The organism is Terrirhizobium terrae, from assembly GCF_030323265.1.
Taxonomy (GTDB): Bacteria; Pseudomonadota; Alphaproteobacteria; order Rhizobiales; family Rhizobiaceae; genus Neorhizobium.
This window is the reverse complement of the sequence record NZ_CP104992.1, coordinates 1,790,001-1,812,078: the sequence shown is the minus strand read 5'-3', so window position 1 is coordinate 1,812,078 and position 22,078 is coordinate 1,790,001. Positions and strand designations below refer to the sequence as shown.

At 60.9% G+C, this 22,078-nt stretch carries 22 protein-coding genes and 3 pseudogenes; 11 read left to right on the top strand and 14 right to left on the bottom strand.

The annotated features are described in order from the left end of the window. Nucleotides 1-2 precede the first annotated feature (2 nt). The 4 genes from N7E02_RS16560 to N7E02_RS16545 all read right to left on the bottom strand — a co-directional run bounded on the left by N7E02_RS16560 (nucleotide 3) and on the right by N7E02_RS16545 (nucleotide 3,239). The gene (locus tag N7E02_RS16560) at nucleotides 3-1,211 is read right to left on the bottom strand and encodes a glycosyltransferase family protein (RefSeq protein ID WP_286583314.1); all 1,209 of its coding nucleotides are present in this window, start codon (nucleotides 1,209-1,211) and stop codon (nucleotides 3-5) included. Between the two features lie 231 nt (nucleotides 1,212-1,442). After that, nucleotides 1,443-2,450 (bottom strand): NAD-dependent epimerase/dehydratase family protein, encoded by a 1,008-nt coding sequence (locus tag N7E02_RS16555; protein WP_286583312.1) that lies wholly within the window; start codon nucleotides 2,448-2,450, stop codon nucleotides 1,443-1,445. A 70-nt stretch (nucleotides 2,451-2,520) separates the two neighbouring features. Next, entirely contained in the window at nucleotides 2,521-2,916 is a 396-nt protein-coding gene (locus tag N7E02_RS16550; protein WP_092995679.1) for a response regulator, read from the bottom strand. Then, the gene (locus tag N7E02_RS16545; protein WP_286583309.1) at nucleotides 2,898-3,239 is read right to left on the bottom strand and encodes a hypothetical protein; all 342 of its coding nucleotides are present in this window, start codon (nucleotides 3,237-3,239) and stop codon (nucleotides 2,898-2,900) included. The genes N7E02_RS16550 and N7E02_RS16545 overlap by 19 nt, the downstream gene beginning before the upstream one ends. Between N7E02_RS16545 and N7E02_RS16540 the strand changes: the two genes are divergently transcribed. Continuing rightward, on the top strand, nucleotides 3,226-3,624 hold the full coding sequence (locus tag N7E02_RS16540; protein ID WP_286583307.1) for a DUF1236 domain-containing protein: 399 nt from the start codon (nucleotides 3,226-3,228) through the stop codon (nucleotides 3,622-3,624). The genes N7E02_RS16545 and N7E02_RS16540 overlap by 14 nt on opposite strands. Nucleotides 3,625-3,699: 75 nt before the next feature. Here N7E02_RS16540 and pncB read toward each other — a convergent pair whose 3' ends face one another. The 9 genes and pseudogenes from pncB to N7E02_RS16495 form a co-directional block, all read right to left on the bottom strand. Next, nucleotides 3,700-5,004 carry a nicotinate phosphoribosyltransferase gene (pncB, locus tag N7E02_RS16535; RefSeq protein ID WP_286583306.1) on the bottom strand — a complete coding sequence of 435 codons (1,305 nt, stop codon included), beginning with the start codon at nucleotides 5,002-5,004 and terminating at the stop codon, nucleotides 3,700-3,702. 222 nt (nucleotides 5,005-5,226) lie between these two features. Continuing rightward, nucleotides 5,227-5,496 (bottom strand): hypothetical protein, encoded by a 270-nt coding sequence (locus N7E02_RS16530; protein WP_286583304.1) that lies wholly within the window; start codon nucleotides 5,494-5,496, stop codon nucleotides 5,227-5,229. A gap of 116 nt (nucleotides 5,497-5,612) precedes the next feature. Continuing rightward, nucleotides 5,613-6,563: a 2-hydroxyacid dehydrogenase gene (locus tag N7E02_RS16525; protein WP_286583302.1), complete on the bottom strand. Its 951-nt coding sequence runs from the start codon at nucleotides 6,561-6,563 to the stop codon at nucleotides 5,613-5,615. A gap of 32 nt (nucleotides 6,564-6,595) precedes the next feature. Further along, nucleotides 6,596-8,225: pseudogene (locus N7E02_RS16520) on the bottom strand (ABC transporter ATP-binding protein). Next, complete coding sequence (locus tag N7E02_RS16515) at nucleotides 8,222-8,692, bottom strand: type II toxin-antitoxin system VapC family toxin (RefSeq protein ID WP_286583300.1); 471 nt, start codon at nucleotides 8,690-8,692, stop codon at nucleotides 8,222-8,224. Before N7E02_RS16515 ends, N7E02_RS16520 begins: the two are co-directional and overlap by 4 nt. After that, the gene (locus tag N7E02_RS16510; protein ID WP_286583295.1) at nucleotides 8,692-8,970 is read right to left on the bottom strand and encodes a hypothetical protein; all 279 of its coding nucleotides are present in this window, start codon (nucleotides 8,968-8,970) and stop codon (nucleotides 8,692-8,694) included. Before N7E02_RS16510 ends, N7E02_RS16515 begins: the two co-directional genes overlap by 1 nt. 64 nt (nucleotides 8,971-9,034) lie before the next feature. Continuing rightward, entirely contained in the window at nucleotides 9,035-10,183 is a 1,149-nt protein-coding gene (locus N7E02_RS16505; RefSeq protein ID WP_286583293.1) for an ABC transporter permease, read from the bottom strand. Further along, nucleotides 10,183-11,271: a microcin C ABC transporter permease YejB gene (locus tag N7E02_RS16500; RefSeq protein WP_286583291.1), complete on the bottom strand. Its 1,089-nt coding sequence runs from the start codon at nucleotides 11,269-11,271 to the stop codon at nucleotides 10,183-10,185. The genes N7E02_RS16505 and N7E02_RS16500 overlap by 1 nt, the downstream gene beginning before the upstream one ends. Nucleotides 11,272-11,446: 175 nt before the next feature. Further along, nucleotides 11,447-13,291: an extracellular solute-binding protein gene (locus tag N7E02_RS16495; protein ID WP_374730707.1), complete on the bottom strand. Its 1,845-nt coding sequence runs from the start codon at nucleotides 13,289-13,291 to the stop codon at nucleotides 11,447-11,449. A 178-nt stretch (nucleotides 13,292-13,469) separates the two neighbouring features. Here N7E02_RS16495 and mepA point away from each other — a divergent pair, with 178 nt between their 5' ends. From mepA to N7E02_RS16455, 8 genes and pseudogenes are all read left to right on the top strand, one after another. Further along, a complete protein-coding gene (gene mepA / locus N7E02_RS16490; protein WP_374730706.1) occupies nucleotides 13,470-14,528 on the top strand; it encodes a penicillin-insensitive murein endopeptidase in 1,059 nt (352 codons plus the stop codon). Nucleotides 14,529-14,796: 268 nt separating this feature from the next. Next, nucleotides 14,797-15,117, top strand: a complete 321-nt coding sequence (locus N7E02_RS16485; RefSeq protein WP_286583875.1) for a methylglyoxal synthase — start codon at nucleotides 14,797-14,799, stop codon at nucleotides 15,115-15,117. Nucleotides 15,118-15,136: 19 nt separating this feature from the next. Next, entirely contained in the window at nucleotides 15,137-16,156 is a 1,020-nt protein-coding gene (locus N7E02_RS16480) for a glucokinase (protein WP_286583290.1), read from the top strand. A 173-nt stretch (nucleotides 16,157-16,329) separates the two neighbouring features. Continuing rightward, nucleotides 16,330-18,054 carry an ABC transporter ATP-binding protein gene (locus tag N7E02_RS16475; protein ID WP_286583288.1) on the top strand — a complete coding sequence of 575 codons (1,725 nt, stop codon included), beginning with the start codon at nucleotides 16,330-16,332 and terminating at the stop codon, nucleotides 18,052-18,054. Between the two features lie 24 nt (nucleotides 18,055-18,078). Then, nucleotides 18,079-18,897, top strand: coding sequence for a 4-hydroxy-tetrahydrodipicolinate reductase (gene dapB, locus N7E02_RS16470; RefSeq protein WP_286583286.1), 819 nt, complete (start codon nucleotides 18,079-18,081; stop codon nucleotides 18,895-18,897). A gap of 19 nt (nucleotides 18,898-18,916) precedes the next feature. After that, on the top strand, nucleotides 18,917-19,552 hold the full coding sequence (locus tag N7E02_RS16465) for a 2,3-bisphosphoglycerate-dependent phosphoglycerate mutase (RefSeq protein ID WP_286583283.1): 636 nt from the start codon (nucleotides 18,917-18,919) through the stop codon (nucleotides 19,550-19,552). A gap of 60 nt (nucleotides 19,553-19,612) precedes the next feature. Next, on the top strand, nucleotides 19,613-19,897 hold the full coding sequence (locus N7E02_RS16460) for a CopG family ribbon-helix-helix protein (protein WP_286583281.1): 285 nt from the start codon (nucleotides 19,613-19,615) through the stop codon (nucleotides 19,895-19,897). After that, nucleotides 19,894-20,171, top strand: a pseudogene (locus N7E02_RS16455) (type II toxin-antitoxin system RelE/ParE family toxin). Before N7E02_RS16460 ends, N7E02_RS16455 begins: the two are co-directional and overlap by 4 nt. Nucleotides 20,172-20,174: 3 nt before the next feature. Here the strand turns inward: N7E02_RS16455 and phnF are convergent. Next, nucleotides 20,175-20,909: a phosphonate metabolism transcriptional regulator PhnF gene (phnF, locus tag N7E02_RS16450; RefSeq protein ID WP_286583873.1), complete on the bottom strand. Its 735-nt coding sequence runs from the start codon at nucleotides 20,907-20,909 to the stop codon at nucleotides 20,175-20,177. A gap of 89 nt (nucleotides 20,910-20,998) precedes the next feature. Here phnF and phnG point away from each other — a divergent pair. Both phnG and phnH read left to right on the top strand, forming a co-directional pair. Beyond that, nucleotides 20,999-21,471 (top strand): annotated as a pseudogene (gene phnG, locus N7E02_RS16445) (phosphonate C-P lyase system protein PhnG). Next, on the top strand, nucleotides 21,471-22,070 hold the full coding sequence (phnH, locus tag N7E02_RS16440; RefSeq protein WP_286583277.1) for a phosphonate C-P lyase system protein PhnH: 600 nt from the start codon (nucleotides 21,471-21,473) through the stop codon (nucleotides 22,068-22,070). The pseudogene phnG and the gene phnH overlap by 1 nt, the downstream one beginning before the upstream one ends. Nucleotides 22,071-22,078: the final 8 nt, after the last annotated feature.

Sequence of the window (22,078 nt, the reverse complement as noted above, 5' to 3'; positions counted from 1 at the left end):
TCCTAGTTCTCGACGACAGACAGATAGCCCGGACTTTTGCCTTCAAGCCATTCCTGAACGATGGCCGACAGATTGGGCAGTCCTTCCAGCCGGAAATGCGGCGCCGTGACCGATGGCGGCTGTCGAACCAGTAGCGACTTGATTGCCTGCGACAGCCGCATCCCATCGGTTGAATCATCCGGATGCAGCATGGCGACGAGTTCAAGCTCGGTGGCGCGCATGGCGCGGATCAGCTGCTCCTGGCGCGGTACCATGCGCGGAATGATAAGCGCCGGCTTGTCGAAGGACAGGATCTCGCAATAGGTGTTGTAGCCGCCCATGGCGACGATCGCCTTGGCATTGGCGATCAGGTGTTCCATGCGATTGTCGAATTCGATGACCTCAAGACAGCTATGCTCCTGTGCCGCCTGTTTCAGCGCCTGGCGCTGCTCGCCCGGCATATAGGGGCCAAGGACGATCAGTGCCTTTTCGGTCAGTGTCGGATCGACGCGGTAGGCGTTGATGACGTCCCGGACAAGTTCGAACCCGTCGCCGCCTCCACCGGTCGTCACAAGAATGTAGTCGCCTCGCCGATTGGCCGATGGCAGCGGGCGTGCCCAGGCCTTGCGCTGCAGGAACCCGACGAATGTCATCTTTCGCCGCAGCGAGGTGGGCACGTCCAGACCGACGAGAGGATCGTGGAAATCCGGCGGACCATAGACCCAAACGTGGTCGTAAAGCTGGTCGATCTTCGCCATGACGTCATTGCGCCGCCATTCCGCATCGAGCAAATGAGGGGCATCCATGACATCCCGCAGGCCGAGAACGAGAAGCGTGCCGCGGCTTTTCAGATAGCAGAGCGTGTCTTCCACCTCCCGCCTCAGCCCGAGCGGCTCCTTGTCGACGATAAAGATGTCAGGCTGGAAGGATTCGGCTGTCTGGCGAATGATCGCCTGGCGCATTTCCAGCGTCTCTTCCAGATTGATATGCTCGTCCATCGACGTGTAATCGCCGTTGCGCAGCTTGATGACACTCGGGATTTTTACGTAATCGACGCGCGAGCGGTAGTCGAAAGCGCCGGCGATCGTCGCGCCCGAGATGATCAGCACATGGGCGCCATGGAAATTTTCAACCAGATGGTTGGCGATTGTCATGCAGCGACGAATGTGGCCAAGACCAAAGGTGTCGTGGCTGTACATAAGGATGCGGGCATCTCTGAAACCCTCTGACATGCCCTTAACCTTTGGTAACATCGGATCTGCCTTTCGGGGCAACATAAATTCTTTCAAAAATGAATCCAAGACAACCGTTTGCAGGCTGAAACGGATGCATCATGACGTCTTGGACAATCCTGCAGTCGCGGTTTGCCCGTCGCGAAGAATTGGGACGCGAAGGTCGATGCGGCAAGCTTCCTGTTACAAACGTGATGCCATCGTTACCCGAAGCTCAACTTCTTTTGGCGCTCAGTCAATCTCCGAGCGATGGTCGAGATACCAGCGAACGAATGCCTCGACGCCGACGTCCAGCGTGGTTTCAGGCTTGCGGCCTGTAAGAGCGAGGAGAAGGTCAGGGCTGGCGAAGGTGCGTGGCACGTCGCCCTGCTGCATCGGCAGCATCTTGCGGCGGGCCGGCTTGCCCATCACACGCTCGATCACGTCGATGAAATCGAGCAGGCCGACCGGCTGACCGCCACCGAGGTTTACAGTGCGAAAGGGACCCTGCGCCGACAGCGTATCAATATCGGCGACGCGGTTTGTCTCAGCCGGCGGCACCTTTGCGAGGTCGATGATGGAATCGACCAGATCGTCGATATAGGTGAAGTCCCGGCTCATCTTGCCTTCGCCATAGACCTCAATCTCCTGGTCGTCGATCATCGCCTTGACGAATTTGAAGAGCGCCATGTCGGGCCGGCCCCAGGGGCCGTAAACCGTGAAAAAGCGGAAGGCAGTCGTCGGCACCTTATAGAGATGGGCATAGCTGTGGGCCATGACCTCCATCGCCTTCTTGCTGGCGGCATAGAAGGTCAGCGGCTCATCCGCCTTGTCGATCTCGCGGAACGGAATACCCGGGTTTGCGCCATAGACCGAAGAGGTAGAGGCCAGCATCAGATGGCCGACACCGGCTTCACGCGCGATCTCCAGAATGTTCCAGGAGCCGATGAGGTTGGAATCCAGATAGGCCTTGGGATTTTCCAGGCTGTAGCGGACACCCGCCTGGGCGGCGAGATGAACGATGACGTCGGGTTTGAACGACCTTACCGTCTCGTTCAGGAGCGCCTTGTCCTCCAGCATGCCCTCAACGAAGCGGAAGGATGGAAACTGGACGAGGCCTGCATTGCGGGCTTCCTTGAGGCGGAGGCTGTAATAGGGCGTCATGCCGTCGTAGCCGACAACCTCATGACCTTCCTGCAACAGCTTGCGGGCGAGATGAAAACCGATGAAACCCGCCGTACCCGTGATGAAAAAACGCATATGTGCTTCCGCCGTCTGATCAGGATCACTTAATCAATCGGAAGGATCGAAGCAACGACCGTTAAGGGAGTTAGTGGAAAAGCCGAAGCCTGGCCGGCGGGACGCCGGGCTTGCCGTTCTTGCGGTCGACGGCGAACTGGATGAGATCCATAGAGGCCTGATCGGTCAGCGGCTTCGCCATCACGCCTACCACGCCGTTGACGCCTGAGGCGACCACGCCCGGATTGCCGGTGATCATGATGACGACGATGCCGTATTCGGCAAGCACACGGGCAATCTCCGGCCCGGTTTCGCCGTCTGCCAGACGCACGTCGACGAAGGCTATGTCCGTTTCTCGGGTGTAGTTCAGTGCCACTTTCATGTCCGGAGCAATGCCGACCACATCATGCCCGCTGCGCTGGACGGCGTCTTCGATATCCATTGCGACAAGCAGGCTGTCTTCGACGATCAGAAAGCGGTATTCCACGAGCGTCTCCTTACATCACTCAGGCGGCAAATAGCTTGGCGGACCGGCTTGGCAATAGGCTGGCCTGTATCAAGCTTTATTTTTCGTAGTCGATACCGCACTTTAGCCGGATCGTATCTTCCGGTTTCCATCACCTGCGGGAAGCTAAGTGCCGATAAAGTGTCTCCGATAGAGAGTATATTTCTGGTGCTCGAAGTAGCGCGGGCGCTCTCCAAACGTTTCAAGGCATCACTGAAGGTGAACTCAAATGCGGAACGCTTCACGTGTCTGAATGGTTCTTTGGCCGGGCGTGATAACAGGAGAAGAACAATGAAACGCATCATTCTCGCTTCCTGCGCAATTCTTGCCGCAACTATCGCCGGCCAGGCCAGCGCACAACAGAGCACCGTGAACGGCGCAGCCGGCGGTGCGGTGACCGGCGCCATTGTCGGTGGCCCTGTCGGTGCTGCCGTGGGCGGTGTCGCAGGCGCAATCGCCGGCTCGGCGATCGATCCGCCGCCGCGTGAAGTCGTCACCTATGTCGAACAGCAGCCGGCACCGACGACCGCGGTCACCGTGGAGCAGCCGATCGTGATCGGCAAACCGGTTCCGGATACCGTCGTGCTGACGCCGGTACCGAGCAATGAGCGCTATGCCTACACAGTAGTGAACAATCAGCGCGTCATCGTCGACCCGCAGACGCATACCGTGGTTCAGATCATCGAATGACCATTTGAAGATCGAAACCCCGCCGCAGAAGCAATCATGCGGCGGGGTTTTCGCATCTGCGATCCGATAGTCGGCTCAGACGAGAACAGCCTGCTCGACACGGTCTTCTTCGCCGAAGAAACGGATATAGCGCTGCACCTCCGCAGGCTCGCCCGTTGCCTTCTGCGGATTGTCGGAAAGCTTGACCGCCGGATAACCGTTCGCATCAGTCACCTTACAGACGACGGAGATCGGCTTGAGACCGTCAATCTGGATCGGCGCGCAGCCGGTAAAGTCGTTGGTCAGGTTGGTGCCCCAACCGAAGCTCATTCTGACCCTTCCCTCGAAATGGCGATAGGTGTCGATGATGGCATCGACATCCAGACCATCGGAAAAGATCAGCAGCTTGCTCTTGGGGTCCCGCCCCATCTTCTTCCACCAGTCGATGATCTTCTCGCCGCCTTCGATCGGCGGAGCGCTGTCCGGCCTGAAACCGGTCCAGTCGGCCACCCAGTCCGGTGCGTTGCGCAGGAAGGCTGCCGTGCCGAAGGCGTCCGGCAGCACGATCAGAAGGTTTCCGTGGTAGAGCCGGTTCCAGTCCTTCAGCACCTGATAGGGCGCATTGGCAAGTTCCTCGTCGGTACGCGCAAGAGCCGCAGCCACCATCGGCAGCTCATGCGCGTTGGTGCCGACCGCTTCGAGATCGGAATCCATAGCGAGCAACACGTTGCTGGTGCCGGTAAAGCCGCTGCCGATGCCTTCCTTCAACGCTTCCACGCACCAGCGCTGCCAAAGGAACGAGTGGCGGCGGCGAGTGCCGAAATCGGAAATCCGAAGGCCCGGAAGCGCCCGAAGGCGTTCGACCTTCTCCCACATGCGGGCCTTGGCGCGGGCATATAGAACATCATGCGTGAAATAACCGAGCGAGCGCATGGCAGAGCGCGAGCGCATCTCGTTGATGATCGCGAGCGCCGGGATCTCCCACATGGTCGTATCCATCCAGCGGCCGTGGAAGGTCAGTTCATACTGGCCATCGCGCTTGGACAGATCGTATTCCGGCAGCCTGTAGGTCGAGAGCCAGTTCAGGAATTCCGGCTCGAAGATCTGCTTGCGGCCGTAGAAAGTGTTACCGGCCAGCCAGATCATTTCCTTCTTCGACAGGGTCAGCGTGCGGGCGTGGTCTAGTTGTTCACGCAGCGCGCCCTCGTCGATCTCCTCCGCCAGCTTGACGCTAGTCGTCCGGTTGATGACGGAAAAGGCCGCATCGACATCCGGGTACAGTTTCCAGATCATCTGCAGCATCAGAAGCTTGTAGAAATCGGTATCGATCAGACTGCGAATGATCGGATCGAGTTTCCAGCTGTGATTATACACCCTGGTCGCGATATCGGTCTTGGTCATGCCTGCCTCTGCCCGGCCATCCGACCGGCTCCACCGCTTCAGTGCATTCGGGATCGGCCGCGTGCCGAAACCCGGGCGCAAGTTCTATCGGCAAAAGCAGGGCCAAGTCCAGAACGCAAATCGGGACCAGCGCGCTGCGGCGCATGTCAGCTCTCGGAAAGTCCTTAAGGATTTCCGCTCGGCCGATCATTGGTCGTGGGTGCATTCGGCTGCGTCACCGGCTCATTGCCCGGTGTTGCGCTTTGTCCGGCTCCGGAATTGCCTGGTGCAGCCTCTCCGGCAGGCGGCGTTGCGGTCTGTTCGGCTGGCGGGTCGGTGGATCTCGCCCCACCATTCGGCGCCACCCCAGGCGAGTGCGGCGAGGATCAGCGCGGCGACCAGAACCTTGAGCACCGGCGTGCCCTTACGGCCTTGGCGGGCTTCGGTTGCCGTCTCCTCGACTGGCGAACCGATCGGGTTCGGGTGACGGGTCGTGCCCTTCTCTGGTTCCATTGCTGCGCTCCTCCTTCGGCCCGCGATGCCGGACCATGCCGAAGAAACGAATAGTCGGCGGCATCGTTCCCGCAGGGGGTGCCGACCGAACTGTCGTCAGAGCGCCGAAACCTCGGCTAGTAACCGGTCGTCCGGTCGACGACGTGCTGCAACGCCTCATTGCGCTCGAAGCGTTCCATCTGGGCTTCGGCATTGCGGAACAAGGCCCGCACATCGGAGGCCGAGGCTGCATGGGGTGTGATGATGACGTTATCCATCGCCCAGAAGGCACTGTCGGCCGGCAGCGGTTCCTGATTGAAGACATCAAGCGATGCACCGCCAAGGACGCCGCTTTCGAGCGCCGCAAGAAGATCCGCCTCGACCTGGCTTCCACCCCGCCCGGCATTGATGAAGACGGGCTTTGCGAGCGCACCGCCCTGTCGCAGTTTCGAAAACAGCGATGTGTTGAAGATGCCGCGAGTTTCGGCTGTCAGCGGCAGCAGGCCGACAAGGATGTCGGTGCGGGCGAGGAAGGCATCGAGTTCGCCGGCATCGAAAGTCTCTATACCCTCGATCGTCTTTCGCGTACGCGACCAGCCGACAACGTCGAAGCCCATGATCTTCAGCTTGCGGGCCGAATCCTGACCGAGCACGCCGAGGCCCATGATGCCGACTGTCAGCTCCTTCGCTTCCGGCTGGGACAGTTCACGCCAGACGCGCGAGCGCTGCTGGGCGAGATAGGCCGGTGCCTGCCGCAAATGGCTGAGGCACTGCAGCACGACCCATTCGCTCATCCGCGTAGTGAGGCTTTCGTCGACGAAACGGACGATCGGCAGATCGGGAAGGCCGGGAACCGTAAGGATGGAATCGACGCCGGCGCCACCGGAAAACAGGACCTTCAGGTTCGGAGCGCGCTGGAAGAGATCGAGATCCGGCTTCCAGAGCACGGCATAGCGCGCATCGGAAAGATCGGCGGACTTATCGGAGGCGTGCAGCACCTTTCGCCCCTCAAAGGCATTCGACAGTGCCCTGTCGATCTCCCGACGTTCGAATTTCAGGTCGATGACGACCGCGCCCTTGTCAGACACTGCTATTCCCTCACGTGTTGTTACTCGATGCGTTACTGACCGACGGCGCCATTCTGAACCGCTTCCATGTTGAAGGCGGCGGCCATCAGCGCTCGGGTATAGTCCTCTTTCGGCGCGCGGAAGATTTCCTCCGACGGGCCTTCCTCCACCACCTTGCCCATGCGCATGACGATAACATGGTTCGCCAGTGCCTTCACGACCTTGAGGTCGTGGCTAATGAAGAGATAGGCGAGATCATGCTTGGCCTGCAGGTCGCGCAGCAGATCCACGACCTGCGCCTGCACCGTCATGTCCAGGGCCGAGGTCGGCTCATCCAGCATGACGAAGCGTGGTTTCAAAACCATGGCGCGGGCGATCGCTATGCGCTGCCGCTGGCCGCCGGAAAATTCGTGCGGGTAACGCCAACGGGTTTCGGGATCGAGACCGACTTCCTTCAGTGCCCAGGAGACCCGTTCGTCACGCTCGTCGGCGGAGAGGCCGCGCTCATGTACTTTCAAGCCTTCGGCGATGATCTCGCCCACCGGCATGCGCGGGCTGAGCGAGCCGAAAGGGTCCTGGAAGACCACCTGCAGGCGGTTTCGATAGGGCAGCATCTGCTTGAAGGAGTAGCCGTCGATGGCATTACCGATGAAGACGATCCGTCCTTCCGATGCGATCAGTCTCGTCAGGGCGAGGCCGAGCGTCGTCTTGCCGGAGCCGGATCTCGCCGACGATGCCGAGCGTTTCGCCCGCCCTCAGCGTCAGGTCGATGCCGTCCACCGCCTTCACATGGTCGACCACCTTGCGCAGGAAGCCCGCCTTGATCGGGAACCAGACGCGCAGGTCTTTTGCTTCCATCACCACCGGGCGCTGTGGGTCGGCGAGCGGCGGTTCGCCACGCGGTTCGGAGGCGAGCAGATGCTGGGTATAGGCATGCTGCGGCCGTTCGAAGACGTCGGCGACCGTGCCTTCCTCGACGATCTTTCCCTTTGTCATGACGCAGACCCGGTCGGCGAATTTGCGCACGATGCCGAGGTCGTGGGTGATGAACAGCATGGACATGCCATGCTCACCCTTCAGCGAGCGCAACAAATCGAGGATCTGCGCCTGCACGGTCACGTCCAGCGCCGTCGTCGGCTCGTCGGCGATCAGCAGTTTCGGCCGGTTGGCGAGCGCCATCGCGATCATCACACGCTGGCGCTGGCCGCCGGAAAGTTCATGCGGATAGGCGGTCAGGCGCTTTTCCGGCTCGCGGATGCCGACCTGGTTCAACAGTTCGAGCGTGCGGGTGCGGGCCGCATTGCCGCTGATGCCCTGGTGCATTTCGAGGATCTCGCCGATCTGCTTCTCGATCGAATGAAGCGGATTGAGGGAGGTCATCGGCTCCTGGAAGATCATCGTGATGTCGTTGCCGCGAACCTGGCGCAGTTCTGCATCCGATGCCTTTAGTAGATCCTTGCCGCTGAACAGGATCTCGCCCGAAGGATGGCTGGCTGCCGGATAAGGCAGGAGCTTCAGGATGGAATTGGCCGAGACCGACTTGCCGGAACCGGATTCGCCGACCAGCGCCAGCACCTCGCCCGGCTTGATGTCGAAGGACACCCGGTCGACGGCAAGCGTCTCCGTGCCACTTTGATGGAAGGCGACGGACAGGTCACGGACGGAGAGAAGCGGTTCGGTCACGGAGCAAAGCTTTCGATGAGAGAGATGAGCGTAGGCTCGTCCGGGCGCAATATGATGGGATAGTCCAGCCTGCCCACAGGCCTGATGCCTTTATCCGCGGTGAGTATGTGGGTGCAGCCGGATAGCATGGCTGTTGCCAAATGAACTGCATCCGGCAGTTTGAGCGCCGAGATTTCCGATCTCAATCTCGCTGACAACAAAAAGATGTCGCGATCAGCCGGACGCAGATCGACGGTGCCACCTGATGACAGCAGCCCAGAATAAAATTCAACAAGAGAAAGGTCGCTGCGCCGAAACGGCAGCACAAGAAGCTCGGCCAATGTCATTTCGGATGTGACAAGGCTCTTCTGCGGCTTAGCCTTCGCCTCCGAAATCAGCTTGGCTGCTTTTTCCGCTACAACGCCTTCTGCTTCGAACGCGGCAATGAAGACGTTGGTATCGAGATAAAGCCTACCGACGCCCTGCATCAATAGTCCCATTCATCGCGCAGCTCACGTATTCTGGCGACCGCATCTTCCATGGTAACAGAGGGGCGACCATCCGCCAGAATTTTTCGGCGCATTTCCATGATCTCCTCGGGCTTAACTGGTTTTGCAGCCATCGCGAGTGAAAGAAGCGCGTCGAAATCCACCGGTTTCTCCTCAACCTCGACAACGATCCTGACGGTTGCCCCATCCGCCAACCCCTCCCGAAGATCCTCGGGAAGGTTGGCGACCGGATAATGTTCACGCACGATCTTGTTCATAGCTCGCAACCCCAAAGGTTCTCGCGGCAATCTAGCGCAAATCGTGGTCGAAGACGAACCTTGATCACCGGAACGTCTTTCTCGGGTCGAAGGCATCGCGCACGGCCTCGCCGATGAAGATCAGGAGCGACATCATGATCGACATGGTGAAGAAGGCGGTCAGTCCGAGCCACGGTGCCTGCAGGTTGTTCTTGCCCTGAGCGATCATCTCACCGAGCGACGGCGAGCCAGGCGGCATGCCGACGCCGAGGAAGTCGAGCGAGGTGAGCGTCGCGATCGATCCCGACAGGATGAAGGGCAGGAAGGTCAGAGTCGCCACCATCGCATTGGGCAGGAGGTGACGATACATAATCGTCCAGTTGCCGACGCCGAGCGCACGGGCCGCCCGGACATATTCGAAATTGCGGGCGCGCAGGAACTCCGCCCGCACCACGCCGACAAAGCCGACCCAGGAGAAGAGAAGCATGATGCCGAGGAGGACGAAGAAACCCGGCGGCAGGATCGCGGCAATGATTAGCAGAATGTAGAGGACCGGCATCGACGACCAGATCTCGATGAAACGCTGCATCAGGAGATCGGTCCAACCGCCGAAATAGCCCTGCACGGCACCGGCGGTGACGCCGATGACGGCAGACGCGATGGTCAGCGCCAGGCCGAACAGGACCGAGATACGGAAGCCATAGATCATCCGCGCCGTCACATCGCGCGCCTGGTCATCCGTGCCGAGCCAGTTGAGGTTGCTCCAGTTGCAGTTCGGGTCCTGGTCACCCTGCGGATAGGCCTTGCAACGGTCTTCCTTCGCCATCAGCCAGAAGGGCTCCGTCGGCGCCGAATGAGGGATGTTCGAATTGACCGTCTGGTAGGAATAACGGATCGGCGGCCAGACCATCCAGCCATTGGCCTCGATCTCCTGGCTGATGAAGTCGGAGCGGTAGTCCGTCGTCGCCAGGAAGCCGCCAAACTTCTCTTCCGGATAGTCGACGAAGACCGGATAGAGAATTTCGCCCTTGTAGGAGGCGATGATCGGCCGGTCATTGGCAATAAATTCGGCGCAAAGGCTGGCGAAGAACAGGACCAGAAAAATCCAGAACGACCAGTAGCCGCGCCTGTTGGCGCGGAAATTCGCCAGGCGACGCTGGTTGGCCGGCGAGATCCACGGGCGTTTCGGCGCTGCAACGGGCGCGTTTGCGGCGGTCACGGCTGAGGCTTCCATCAGACGTCCCTCCGCTCGAAATCGATGCGCGGGTCGATCCAGGTGTAGATGAGGTCGGAGATCAGGCTGACGAAAAGCCCGATCAGCGAGAAGATGTAGAGCGTGCCGAAGACAATCGGATAATCGCGGTTGATGATCGACAGGTAGCCGAGACGGCCAAGGCCATCGAGCGAGAAGATGTTCTCGATTAGAAGCGAGCCGGTGAAGAAGGCCGAGATGAAGGCGCCGGGGAAGCCGGCGATGACGATCAGCATGGCGTTACGGAAGACGTGGCCGTAAAGCACCTGCCGCTCGTTCAGGCCCTTGGCGCGGGCGGTCGTGACATACTGCTTCTTGATCTCGTCGATGAACGAGTTTTTGGTCAACAGCGTCGTCGTCGCGAAGGCCGAAAGCGACAGCGCGATCAGCGGCAGGGCGAGATGCCAGAAATAGTCGATGATCTTCTGCCACCAGGAAAGCTGATCGAAATTGTCCGAGGTCAAACCGCGCAGCGGGAACCAGTCGAAGAAGGACCCGCCGGCGAAGAGCACGATCAGCAGAATGCCGAAGAGGAAGCCCGGCACGGCATAACCGACGATGACGATGCCCGACGTCCAGACGTCGAAAGCCGAGCCATCCTTCACCGCCTTGCGGATGCCGAGCGGGATGGAGATCATGTAGGAGACGATCAGGATCCAGAAGCCGAGCGAGATCGACACCGGCAGCTTGTCGATGATGAGGTCGATGACCGCGGTGTTGCGGAAGAAGCTCTCGCCGAAATCGAAGCGGATATAGTTCCACATCATGTCGAGGAAGCGGGTAAGCGGTGGCTTGTCGAAACCGAACTGCTTTTCCAGCTGCTCGATGAAGGCCGGATCGAGGCCCTGCGCGCCACGATAATTGCCGTCATTGCCGCCCTGCTGGCCGAATAGATCGCCGCCAGAACCACTCAGGCGGTCGGCCGCACTGTCGCCCTGGCCCTGGATCTGGGCAATAACCTGCTCGACCGGGCCGCCCGGCGCGAACTGCACGACGAGGAAAGAGATCGCCATGATGCCGACGATAGTCGGGATCATCAGCAGCAGACGGCGTAGAATATAGGCGCCCATCAGAACCCACCATCAAGATGAGCAGGCTTTGCCTCACCGCGGATCTGCGCAAGTATCAAACGGACTTTCCTCATTCTCTTGGTTCGTTGCCTCGCCGCTCCAGCGAGATCAGCCGATCCGCCATATGGAACAGTTCGGGCCGGTCCGCGCAAGACTTCGCCCTTATTCGCGGCCCTTACTTGCCGGCCTTGGTCGACCACCAGGTGCTCGGCAGTCCAAGCGAATATTCCGGCAGCGGATCTGGATGGGCGACAGTATCCCAGAAGGCGATGCGCGATGTCTTCGACGAATAGGTCGGCACGATGATGTGATGGGCGAGCAGGACGCGGTCCAGCGCCTTGACCGCTGCCACTTGGTCATCGCGGTCCTTGGAGAAGATTACTTTGCGGATCAGGGCATCGACGCCGGGATCGCTGATGCCGCTGTAGTTCTGCGAACCTTCGCGCTTGGCGGCATCCGACCCCCAGAATTCCGCCTGTTCGTTGCCCGGATTGATCGTCTCAGCCCAGCCGTTATACATGACGTCGAAATCGCGGGCGCGCCAGCGGTTGGTGAACTGGGACTGTTCGACGCTGCGCACAGTCGCCTCGACACCGATCATTTTCAGGTTGCGGGCAAAGGCCAGTGCGACCGGCTCGATCGTCGGGCCGCCGAGCATGATCTCGAAGGACAACGGCTGGCCGGTCTTGGCATTGACCATACGGTTGCCCTTCAGATCGTAACCGGCTTCGCGCAGCAGGCCGACGGCCTTGCGCAGGTTCTCACGCAGCTTGGTCGGATCGCCGTTGACCGGATTGACATAGGGCTTGGTGAAGACATCGGCCGGGACCTTGTCCTTCACCTCATTGAGAATTTCCAGCTCCCGGCCTTCCGGCAGGCCAGATGAGGCAAGGTCTGTGCGATAGAAGAAGCTGTCGATACGGTCATAGGAATTGTAGAAGATGGTGCGCTTCAATTCCTCGAAATCGAAGGCATAGTTCAGGGCTTCACGCACCTTCGGATCGGCGAATTTCTCGCGGCGCAGGTTGAAGATGAAGCCGACCATGACACCGGCCTTGCGGTATTCGTTCTCCACCTCATCGCGCTTGATGCGGCCCTGCTGCACGGCCGGGAAGTTGTAGCCCGTCGCCCAGCGCTGAGCGCGGTTTTCCCACCAGTAGTCCTCGTTGCCGGAGCGGAAGGACTCGAACATCACTTCGCGGTCGGCGTAATAGCGATAGATGACGGTGCGGAAATTGTGCTGGCCGACATTCACATTGAGATCCTTGCCCCAATAGTCGTCGCGAAGCTCGTAATTGATCGCTGAGCCCGGCGAGACCGAAGCCACTTTGTAGGGGCCGGAGCCCATCGGGATTTCGAGACTGGTACGGCTGATATCGCGCGGCTTTCCATCGGCGCCATTTGCCTCCCACCAATGCTTCGGAACGACCACAAGCTGGCCGACGATCTGCGGCAGTTCACGATTATTCGGTTCATCGAAGGTGAAAGTGATCTCGCGCTCGCCGGTCTTTTCCGCCTTGGTGACGTGGCGGTAGTAGAACTCCATCTGCGGATCGCCCTTCTTGGCGCTCTCAAGGCTGAAGATCACGTCTTCGGGGGTTACCGGCTGGCCATCGGCCCATTTGGCTTCGGCCCGCAGCCTGAAGGTTACCGATGAATAATCCGGCGGGTATTTCACGGATTCTGCGAGCAGGCCGTACATGGAAGACAGCTCGTCGTCTGATGCCACCATCAGGCTTTCGAAGACACCGCCGAGACCGGAAACCGCCTCACCCCTGGCAAGCGCCGGGTTCAACGTGTCAAAGGCGCCCTCAGCAGAGAGCCGCAACGCACCGCCTTTCGGCGCCTCGGCGTTGACGTAGTCGAAATGGGTGAAGCCTGGCTTGTATTTCAGCTCACCGATGGTTGCGATCCCGTTTCTCCATTCCCCGCCATCCTGTGCACCGGCCGAAGAGCCGAGAGCGGTGACGCCCAATGCGATGGAGAGAAGAAGTGCCGCGGACCGTTGAGCCAAACCCATTCCATTTCCCTTTGTGTCTTTCGCGTTGCAGCGAAGCATAGGGTAAATGACGGCAAAAAACAGGAGCGCCCGCTCACAAGCGATTTATCGCGCGTTCCTCGCGACGGATATATCTCCATTTCACCAAATTCGCATTTCACGGTAAGCTCAAGGGTGAAGTGATTTGCGGCAGACACATATGAAATCGATCTCGAAAATCGTCCTGGGACTAACGGCGGCGGCAATGCTCTGCGGCGGCATGGCCGAGACTTCGTCCGCCCAGGAGGCGAAAACTGCCAAGCAGTTGTTCGGCGGCGTCAAACTGCCGAATGCGGCATCGCCCGCGCCTCTGGGTTTCTACGCCAAGGGCTGCATGTCCGGCGCGGTCGCGCTGCCGACCGATGGCCCGACCTGGCAGGCAATGCGCCTGTCACGCAACCGACGCTGGGGCAATCCGGCGATGATCGAGCTTCTGGAACAATTTTCGCGCGATGCGGCGCAAATCGGCTGGGGCAGCGGCATTCTGGTCGGCGATATCTCTCAGCCTCGCGGCGGGCCGATGCTGAACGGCCACGCCTCGCACCAGATCGGTCTCGATGCGGATGTCTGGTTCACACCGAAGCCGGCGCAGGCCATGAGCGCGCAGCAGCGCGAGGACATGCCCTTCACCTCCATGCTCGACAAGAGCAAGTTCCTGACCGTCGACAACCGCCGCTGGACCAGTACCCATGCGCGCCTCGTCATGCAGGCGGCAAGCTATCCGCAGGTGCAGCGTGTCTTCGTCAATCCGGCGATCAAGAAGAAACTCTGCGAGACCTGGACCGGCGACCGCAGCCTGCTCGGCAAGGTGCGACCGATCTATGGGCATGACGAGCATTTCCATATCCGCATGAACTGCCCGCCGGGCGCGGCCGGTTGCGAGCGACAGGCGGCCACGCCGAGCACCGACGACTGCGACAGCAAGGCGCTCGCCTGGTGGTTTACCAAAGAGCCCTGGGCCAAGCCGAAACCGGCCGACCCGAACAAGAAACCGGTCAAGCCGCGCCAAGTCATGCTGTCCGACCTGCCCAAAGCCTGCTCGGCTGTGCTTGCCGGAAGGTCCCGTTCGGAAGAAGACGCCACCTATGGCGGCCCGGCCATGGCCTATTCCAGCCAGACGGCAGCACCGGCAGCCGTCGGCGAACTCAACGCCATCGCCGCCGATCCGACGGATGTGCCGGCTGACGTTCCAGTGCCACGCGAGCGACCCCTGCGCTAACGGTCACACCACCACTTGGCGTTGATCGGAACGCCATCATGATCGCCAGCCTTCCCATATCCATCCCGGCAGGCTAGAACGCCTACGCTTCGCAGCGAAGATTGGAGAAGATTTCTGCTGCGGGACGTTGTTCATCGAGGTCGGCGCGCCCTAGTTACATCCCTTCGACGTGCGCGCCGGACAATCAATTCGGCCTTGTGGAGGAGTGCCCTTGGATTCTGTCCAGCCTTGTATTGCGCTGATCGCGCATGACGAGAAAAAGGACGACATGGCGGATTTCGCCCGCGCCCATCAGGCCGCATTGTCGAAATATCGTATTGTCGCGACCGGCACGACCGGCGGCCGCGTGCAGGAAGCCTGCCCCGGGCTGGATGTCACCCGACTGAAGAGCGGACCTCTCGGCGGCGACCAGCAGATCGGCGCGATGATCGCCACCGGCGATGTCAGCATGCTGATCTTCTTCATCGATCCCTTGAGTGCACTTCCCCACGACGTCGACGTCAAGGCGCTGACCCGGCTTGCCACAGTCTACGACATTCCGATGGCGCTCAACCGCGCCACCGCCGAAAACTTTATTGCCTTTCAATAATCCGCGAGATCCGTCCATCATGGCCGACATTCATTCCGACACCCTGCCCTTTCCGATCCTGATCGGCGATATCGGCGGTACCAATGCGCGTTTCTCTTTGCTCGTCGATGCCGAAACCAAGGCCACGGATTTCATCCATGTGCAGACGGCGGATTATGAGACGATCGACGACGCGATCATCGACAAGGTGTTCGGCTCCGACCTGCCGAAGCCGCGCTCGGCGATCCTGGCGGTGGCCGGCCCGATCGACGGCGACGAGATCGATCTCACCAATTGCGACTGGATCGTGCGGCCGAAGAAGATGATCGGCGAACTCGGCTTCGACGCCGTGCTCGTGCTCAACGATTTCGAGGCGCAGGCGCTCGCTGTGGCCTCGCTTACCGAGAAGGATCGGGAAGTGATTGGGCCGGATGCCCCGGCGATCGACGCCACCCGCGTCGTACTTGGCCCCGGCACCGGGCTCGGCGTCGCCGGGCTTCTGCATGCGCGCGACACCTGGTTTCCCGTGCCGGGCGAAGGCGGCCATGTGGATATCGGCCCTCGCTCGGAGCGCGATCACCAGATCTTCCCGCATCTGGCCAGGATCGAAGGTCGTGTCTCGGCAGAAGAGATCATTTCGGGTCGCGGTCTTCTCAACATCTACCGTGCCGTTTGCGCCGCCGACGGCGTCACGCCCAGCCTCGACAGCCCGCCAGAGGTCACCGAGGAAGGTCTTGCCGGCAAGAACGGTCAGGCCGCCGAAACGATCGAACTTTTCGTGTCTTATCTGGGCCGCCTTGCCGGCGATCTGGCGCTGATCTTCATGGCGCGCGGCGGTGTGTTTCTCGGCGGTGGTATCTCGCCAAAAATCCTTTCGGAGCTCAAGAAGCCGAAATTCCGTGCCGAGTTCGAGGACAAAGCGCCGCATCAGGATCTGATGAAGACCATCCCGACCTTCGTCGTCACACACCCCCAGGCAGCACTTGCCGGCCTTGCCAGCTATGCCCGCACGCCCTCCGCCTATGGTATCGCAACCGAGGGTCGCTGCTGGCGCCGGTGAATGCCGGAATGCAACAGCATTAACGAATTGGGCGGGATCGTCTGGAAAAACTCCGCCCGAGGGGGTAACAAGCCCCTTCGAATATAGTGCGGCATGACGCCGAAACGGGACTTTCTATTGAAGGCTGAAAAAGAAAAAAACGCCATGTCGATTCCGGCACGGTCGTCAGCGTCTTGAAGCGGATCATCTCGGAAAACGGCCGAGATCACGTCCGCGGCTACGTGTTTGCGATTGCCTGTCTGATCGTGGTGGCGCTGTCCACCGCGTTTACTGCGTGGATCATGGAATCCGTCGTCAACGAGGCGTTCGCAAACCGGCGGGCGGACATGGTCTGGCTGATCTGTGGCGCGATCCTCGCCGCTTTCATCCTCAGGGGCTTTGCCACTTACGGCCAGGCGGTTGCGCTGTCGAAGATCAGCAACAACATCGTGGCGCGCTATCAGCGGAGGCTCTACAGCCACCTGATGACGCTGTCGGTCGGCTTCTTCTCCGAAGCGCGCTCCTCCCATCTGGCGGCCCAAGTCAGCCAGAATATCGCGGGCATTCGCGATGTTATGAACCTCACGGTCACCTCGACCGCCCGCGATCTGCTGACGCTCGTATCGCTGATCGGCGTGATGATTTCCAAGGACTGGGTGCTGACGCTGATCGTGTTTGCCGTTGCGCCGCCTCTTCTATACGCGCTGCGCTACGTGTCGCGCCGGCTGCGGCTTGCCACCCGCGAATCCGTCGAGATCAACAGCCGCGTTCTCGGCGCCATGCAGGAAACCGTCCAGGGCATTGCCGTGGTAAAGGCCTTCACCATGGAGCAGGAACTGGAGCGCAAGGTCGAGAAGATCATTCGCACAGCCGAGGCACGCTCCAACCGCATCGCGCGCCTTTCGGAACGCACTTCACCGCTGACGGAAACATTCGCGGGCTTCGCGATCTCCAGTGTGCTCGCCTATGCGGCATTCCGGTCGATCAATCACGGCGTTCCGCCAGGCGCGTTCTTCGCCTTCGTCACCGCTTTGCTGATGGCCTACGACCCGGCCCGCCGCCTTGCCAAGCTGCAGGTGCAGATGGATCGCGCCGTTGTCAACGCGCAGATGATCTACGCGCTTCTCGACATGCAGCCGCAGCAGCGCGAAAAGCCCGGCGCCGGCGATCTCGTCATCAGCGAGGCGAAGGTCGAGTTGAAGGACGTCGTGTTCTCCTATTCCACCGGCGCGCCGATCCTGCGTGGCGTGAACCTCGTTGCCGAGGGCGGAAAGACGACTGCGCTCGTCGGTCCCTCAGGTGCGGGCAAGTCCACGATCATCAATCTCATCCCGCGCTTCTATGATCCGTCGGAAGGCGAGATCCTGGTCGACGGACAGAACATTGCCGACGTCACCAAGAAGTCCGTGCGCCACCAGCTCGCCTACGTGTCGCAGCAGCCGTACCTTTTCGAAGGCTCGATCCGCGACAATATCCGCTACGGACGGCCTGATGCGACCGACGCAGAAGTCGAAGAAGCGGCGAAGCTGGCTTACGCCCACGACTTCATCCTGTCGCAGCCGGAAGGCTATGACACCCCGGTCGGCGAAAATGGCGTGACCCTTTCGGGCGGCCAGCGCCAGCGGCTCTCGATCGCCCGCGCGCTGGTTCGAAATGCTCCGATCCTGCTGCTCGACGAGGCGACCTCCGCACTCGACAACGAGTCGGAAGCAGCGGTGCAAAAGGCGCTCGATACAGCCATGCGCGGTCGCACCGTGATCGTCATCGCACACAGGCTGTCGACCGTCGTCAACGCGGACAAGATCGTCGTGATGCAGGACGGACGGGTCGTCGAGGAAGGCACCCACGAGGACCTTGCGCGGCGCAAACAGGGTCTTTACGCTCGCCTCAACAATCTGCAGGCACCCGAACATACTTGAAGCATAGAGCAGGACAGGCCGGACATGAGTAGCAGTGACATGAAGCTGGTAGTGGTTGGCGCCGGCGGAAGAATGGGCCAGGCCCTGATCCGCGTCATTCACGAGACAACCGGCGTCACGCTGCATGCGGCCATCGAGCGCGAAGGCTCGCCCTTCGTCGGCAAGGATGCAGGCGAGCTTGCCGGTCTGGGACCGATCGGCGTGGCCGTCACCAGTGATCCGCTCGAAGCCTTCCTGAATGCCGAAGGCGTGGTCGATTTCACGGCGCCGGCCGCAAGCGTTACCTTTGCCGGCCTCGCCGCCCAGGCGCGGATCGTGCATGTGATCGGTACGACCGGCTGCTCGGCGGGCGACGAAGAGAAGTTTTCAGCCGCAGGCCGCCATGCTCGTGTCGTCAAGTCCGGCAATATGAGCCTCGGCGTAAATCTGCTCAGCGTTCTGACGAAGCAGGCGGCGCGTGCGTTGCCGGCAGACGGCTGGGATATCGAAGTCGTCGAGATGCATCACAAGCACAAGGTCGATGCACCTTCGGGCACCGCGCTTTTGCTTGGAGAGGCGGCGGCGCAGGGTCGAGGCGTCGATCTTGCCGCCCAGTCTGTGCGCGTGCGTGACGGCCATACCGGCCCCCGTCCCGGCGGGACGATCGGCTTTGCGACGCTGCGCGGCGGCTCTGTCGTCGGCGACCACTCGGTCATTCTCGCCGGTGAAGGCGAGCTCGTGACGCTGTCCCACAGCGCCCGCGACCGCACGATCTTCGCCCGCGGTGCGGTTGTCGCGGCGCTTTGGGCGCGCGACAAGAAGCCCGGTTTCTATTCCATGCTCGACGTGCTCGGGCTCTCTTAAAATCCTGGAGGAATTTTCAATGAGCGGTACCCTCGTCCTCGTTCGCCACGGCCAGAGCGACTGGAACCTCAAAAACCTGTTCACCGGCTGGAAGGACCCGGAGCTGACCCCGCTCGGCATCCAGGAAGCAGAGACCGGCGGTCAGGCGCTCGCCGATACCGGCATCAAGTTCGACATCGCCTTCACATCCGACCTGAAGCGCGCCCAGGACACGCTGAAGATCGTGCTTGGCAAGCTCGGCCAGGAAGGTCTGGAGACGATCCGTGACCAGGCGCTCAACGAACGCGACTATGGCGATCTCTCCGGTCTCAACAAGGACGATGCCCGCGCCAAGTGGGGCGAGGAGCAGGTGCATATCTGGCGCCGATCCTATGACGTTCCGCCTCCGGGCGGCGAAAGCCTGCGCGACACCGGCGCCCGCGTCTGGCCCTATTACCTGACGGAAATCCTGCCCCGCGTGCTGCGCGGCGAAAAGGTTCTGGTCGCCGCGCATGGCAACTCGCTGCGTTCGCTGGTCATGGTGCTCGACCGGCTGACCAAGGAAGAGATCCTGAAGCTCAACCTCGCGACCGGCGTGCCGATGGTCTACGTTCTCAACGCCGATTCCACTGTCGCATCGAAGGAAGTCCTCGGCGACATGTCCGGCGCGCATTGAAGCTTAGCGTTCGACAATCCATGTGTTAGCTTGGAGAAGCGTGACACATGGATTGCAGCTATGGCCGATGTGACGACATTTACGTTTCAGGTCGAAGAAGAACTGAAGAAGGCCTTCAGCGAAGCGACCGGGGCGCAGCATAAAGATGACGCGGATGTGCTCCGCGACCTTATGCGTGGATACATAGAAAAGCAAAAGGGTGCTGCGGATTACGACGCATGGTTTCGTCGTAAAGTTCAAGCCGGTATCGATGCGGCGAATGCCGGAGAGGTAATCTCCAGCGACGAGATCGAGGCAGAGTTTTCGACGCTACGAGACAATGCCCGAAAATCCTCCGCGCGATGAGACTTGTCTGGACGCTTCCCGCACGGCGCGATCGCAGAACCATCTTTGACCATATCCGTCAGGACAATCCGGGCGCAGCGGCGGACATGGATGACGTCTTCGCCAAGGCTTCACAGCAACTATCGCACTTCCCCGATCAGGCCGATCGGGGCGTGCCGCCGGCACAAGACAACTGCTCGTCCATCCAAGCTACTTCATCGTTTATGATTTGATCGAGGACACGGTGCGTATCCTCGCAGTCATCCACACAGCGCGCCAGTGGCCGGCGGAGTAGCGCTCAATTCTCGATCGTGAACTGCACCGCGTCGGCCGGAAAGCGACTAACGGCGTATTGGACCGGCACGCCGTTCGGATCGGCGTTCAGCGCGCGGGTCACCAGTACGATCGCACCGGGTGACAGTGCCAGCGACGAGAGATCGTCGGTATCCGCATGCACGGCGGTGATTTCCGTCGAGACGCGCACATAGTCGGTCAGGCCGACCGCCGAAAAGGCTGCGGTGATGGAACCGCTGTCGCGATAGGCATCGGCAATGCCTGCGAAGCGCTCTGCGGGAAACCAGGCTGTAGCCCGCGAGACGGGGCGGCGATCGGCCTTCCTCAAGGTTTCGAGGCGGATCACACGCGCGCCTGTCGGCAACTGCAGTCGGGCAGCTAGCTCTGCGGACGCAGCTTCTTCCGAGGAGGCCAGGAGAATGCCTTCCTTTTCCCGTGCCTGATCGCCGACGCCCTGGTTGAAGCGGGTTCGCTTCGAGATCGGGAAATTGATCCGCTCCTTGCGCAGGATCAGTGTGCCGCGACCCTGTACCGCCTGGACGATGCCTTCCTGCGCAAGCGCTGCGAGCGCACTGCGTACGGTATGGCGATTGACGCCGAACTGGGCCGCCAGCACCATTTCCGGCGCCACTTTTCCAGCCTCATCATATTCACCGCTGGCAATGGCGGACCGAATTCGATCCGCGATCTGCCGCCAAAGCGCCACCCCGTTTCGCCGGCGAACCGCCGCTTCCTGCATATCCATGTCACACGCTTGTTATATCTGAAAGTTATGGCTAAGTTATCTTGTATGGTTGTCTATATCAATAGACATTTTGGAGATTGGCCATGGATGTTGCACAGCAGACCGTGCCGGATACGGACTTAGCCGGGCGCCGCCGTTGCGCCGGCCTTCTTGCCGGCGCAACCCTCAATGAAATTCGCGCTGCCTGGGATGCCTTGGCGGAAAAGCCGGAGGCCAGACCGGTCCGCGGCCCCGAGACCGGGCTCGTCATGGTTCGCGGCCGCATCGGCGGCGGCGGCAGCCCATTCAACCTCGGGGAAGCCACCGTCACGCGCGCCACGGTAGCGCTCGCTTCCGGCACTGTCGGCCATGCCCAGGCACTCGGTACCGAGAGGAAAAGGCCCGACTTTCGGCGATCTTCGATGCGCTCTGGCAGGAAGAGGCAAGCCGCGACTTCGTCGAGACCGTCATTCTTGCGCCGGTCGAAACGCGGCTCGCCGCGGAAGAAGCTCAGAAGGCCGAAGAGACCGCCGCAACCCGCGTAGACTTTTTCACCATGGTACGGGGAGACGACTGATGGCCGCCAATACAGAAGCTTTCACCGGCGGTTTTTCCAATCCCGTCTTCGAATCCCAGAGCGTGTTCCGCATGGTGATGGACGGCATGGCTCGTCCCGGTACGATCGGCACCGTCGAGCAGGATGCCGGGCAGCCGGAACCGCTCGGACCGGCCGCCGGCGCCATCGCGCTGACGCTCTGCGATCACGACACCCCCGTCTGGTTGAGCGCTGGCTTCTCGCAATCGGCCGTCGCCGAATGGATCGGCTTTCACTCCGGCGCGCCGATCACCCGCGAAAAGGCCGAGGCCCGTTTCGCCTTCAAGGAAGCATCCTCGCCGCTTTCCTCCTTCGGCCTCTTCTCCGCCGGCACCCAGGAATATCCCGACCGCTCGACGACTTTGGTCATAGAGGTGGAAGCGCTTGGCGAAGGCCAGGAACTGACGCTTGCCGGCCCGGGCATCCTGCACAGCACGACCGCCAAGGTCGCTGGTCTGCCCGAGACATTCCTCAGGCTCTGGGCCGACAACCGCACGCTCTTCCCGCGCGGCATCGACGTGATCCTGACGGCCGGACGGCATTTCCTGTGCCTGCCACGCACCACCCGGATCAACGGCTGACGCCATAA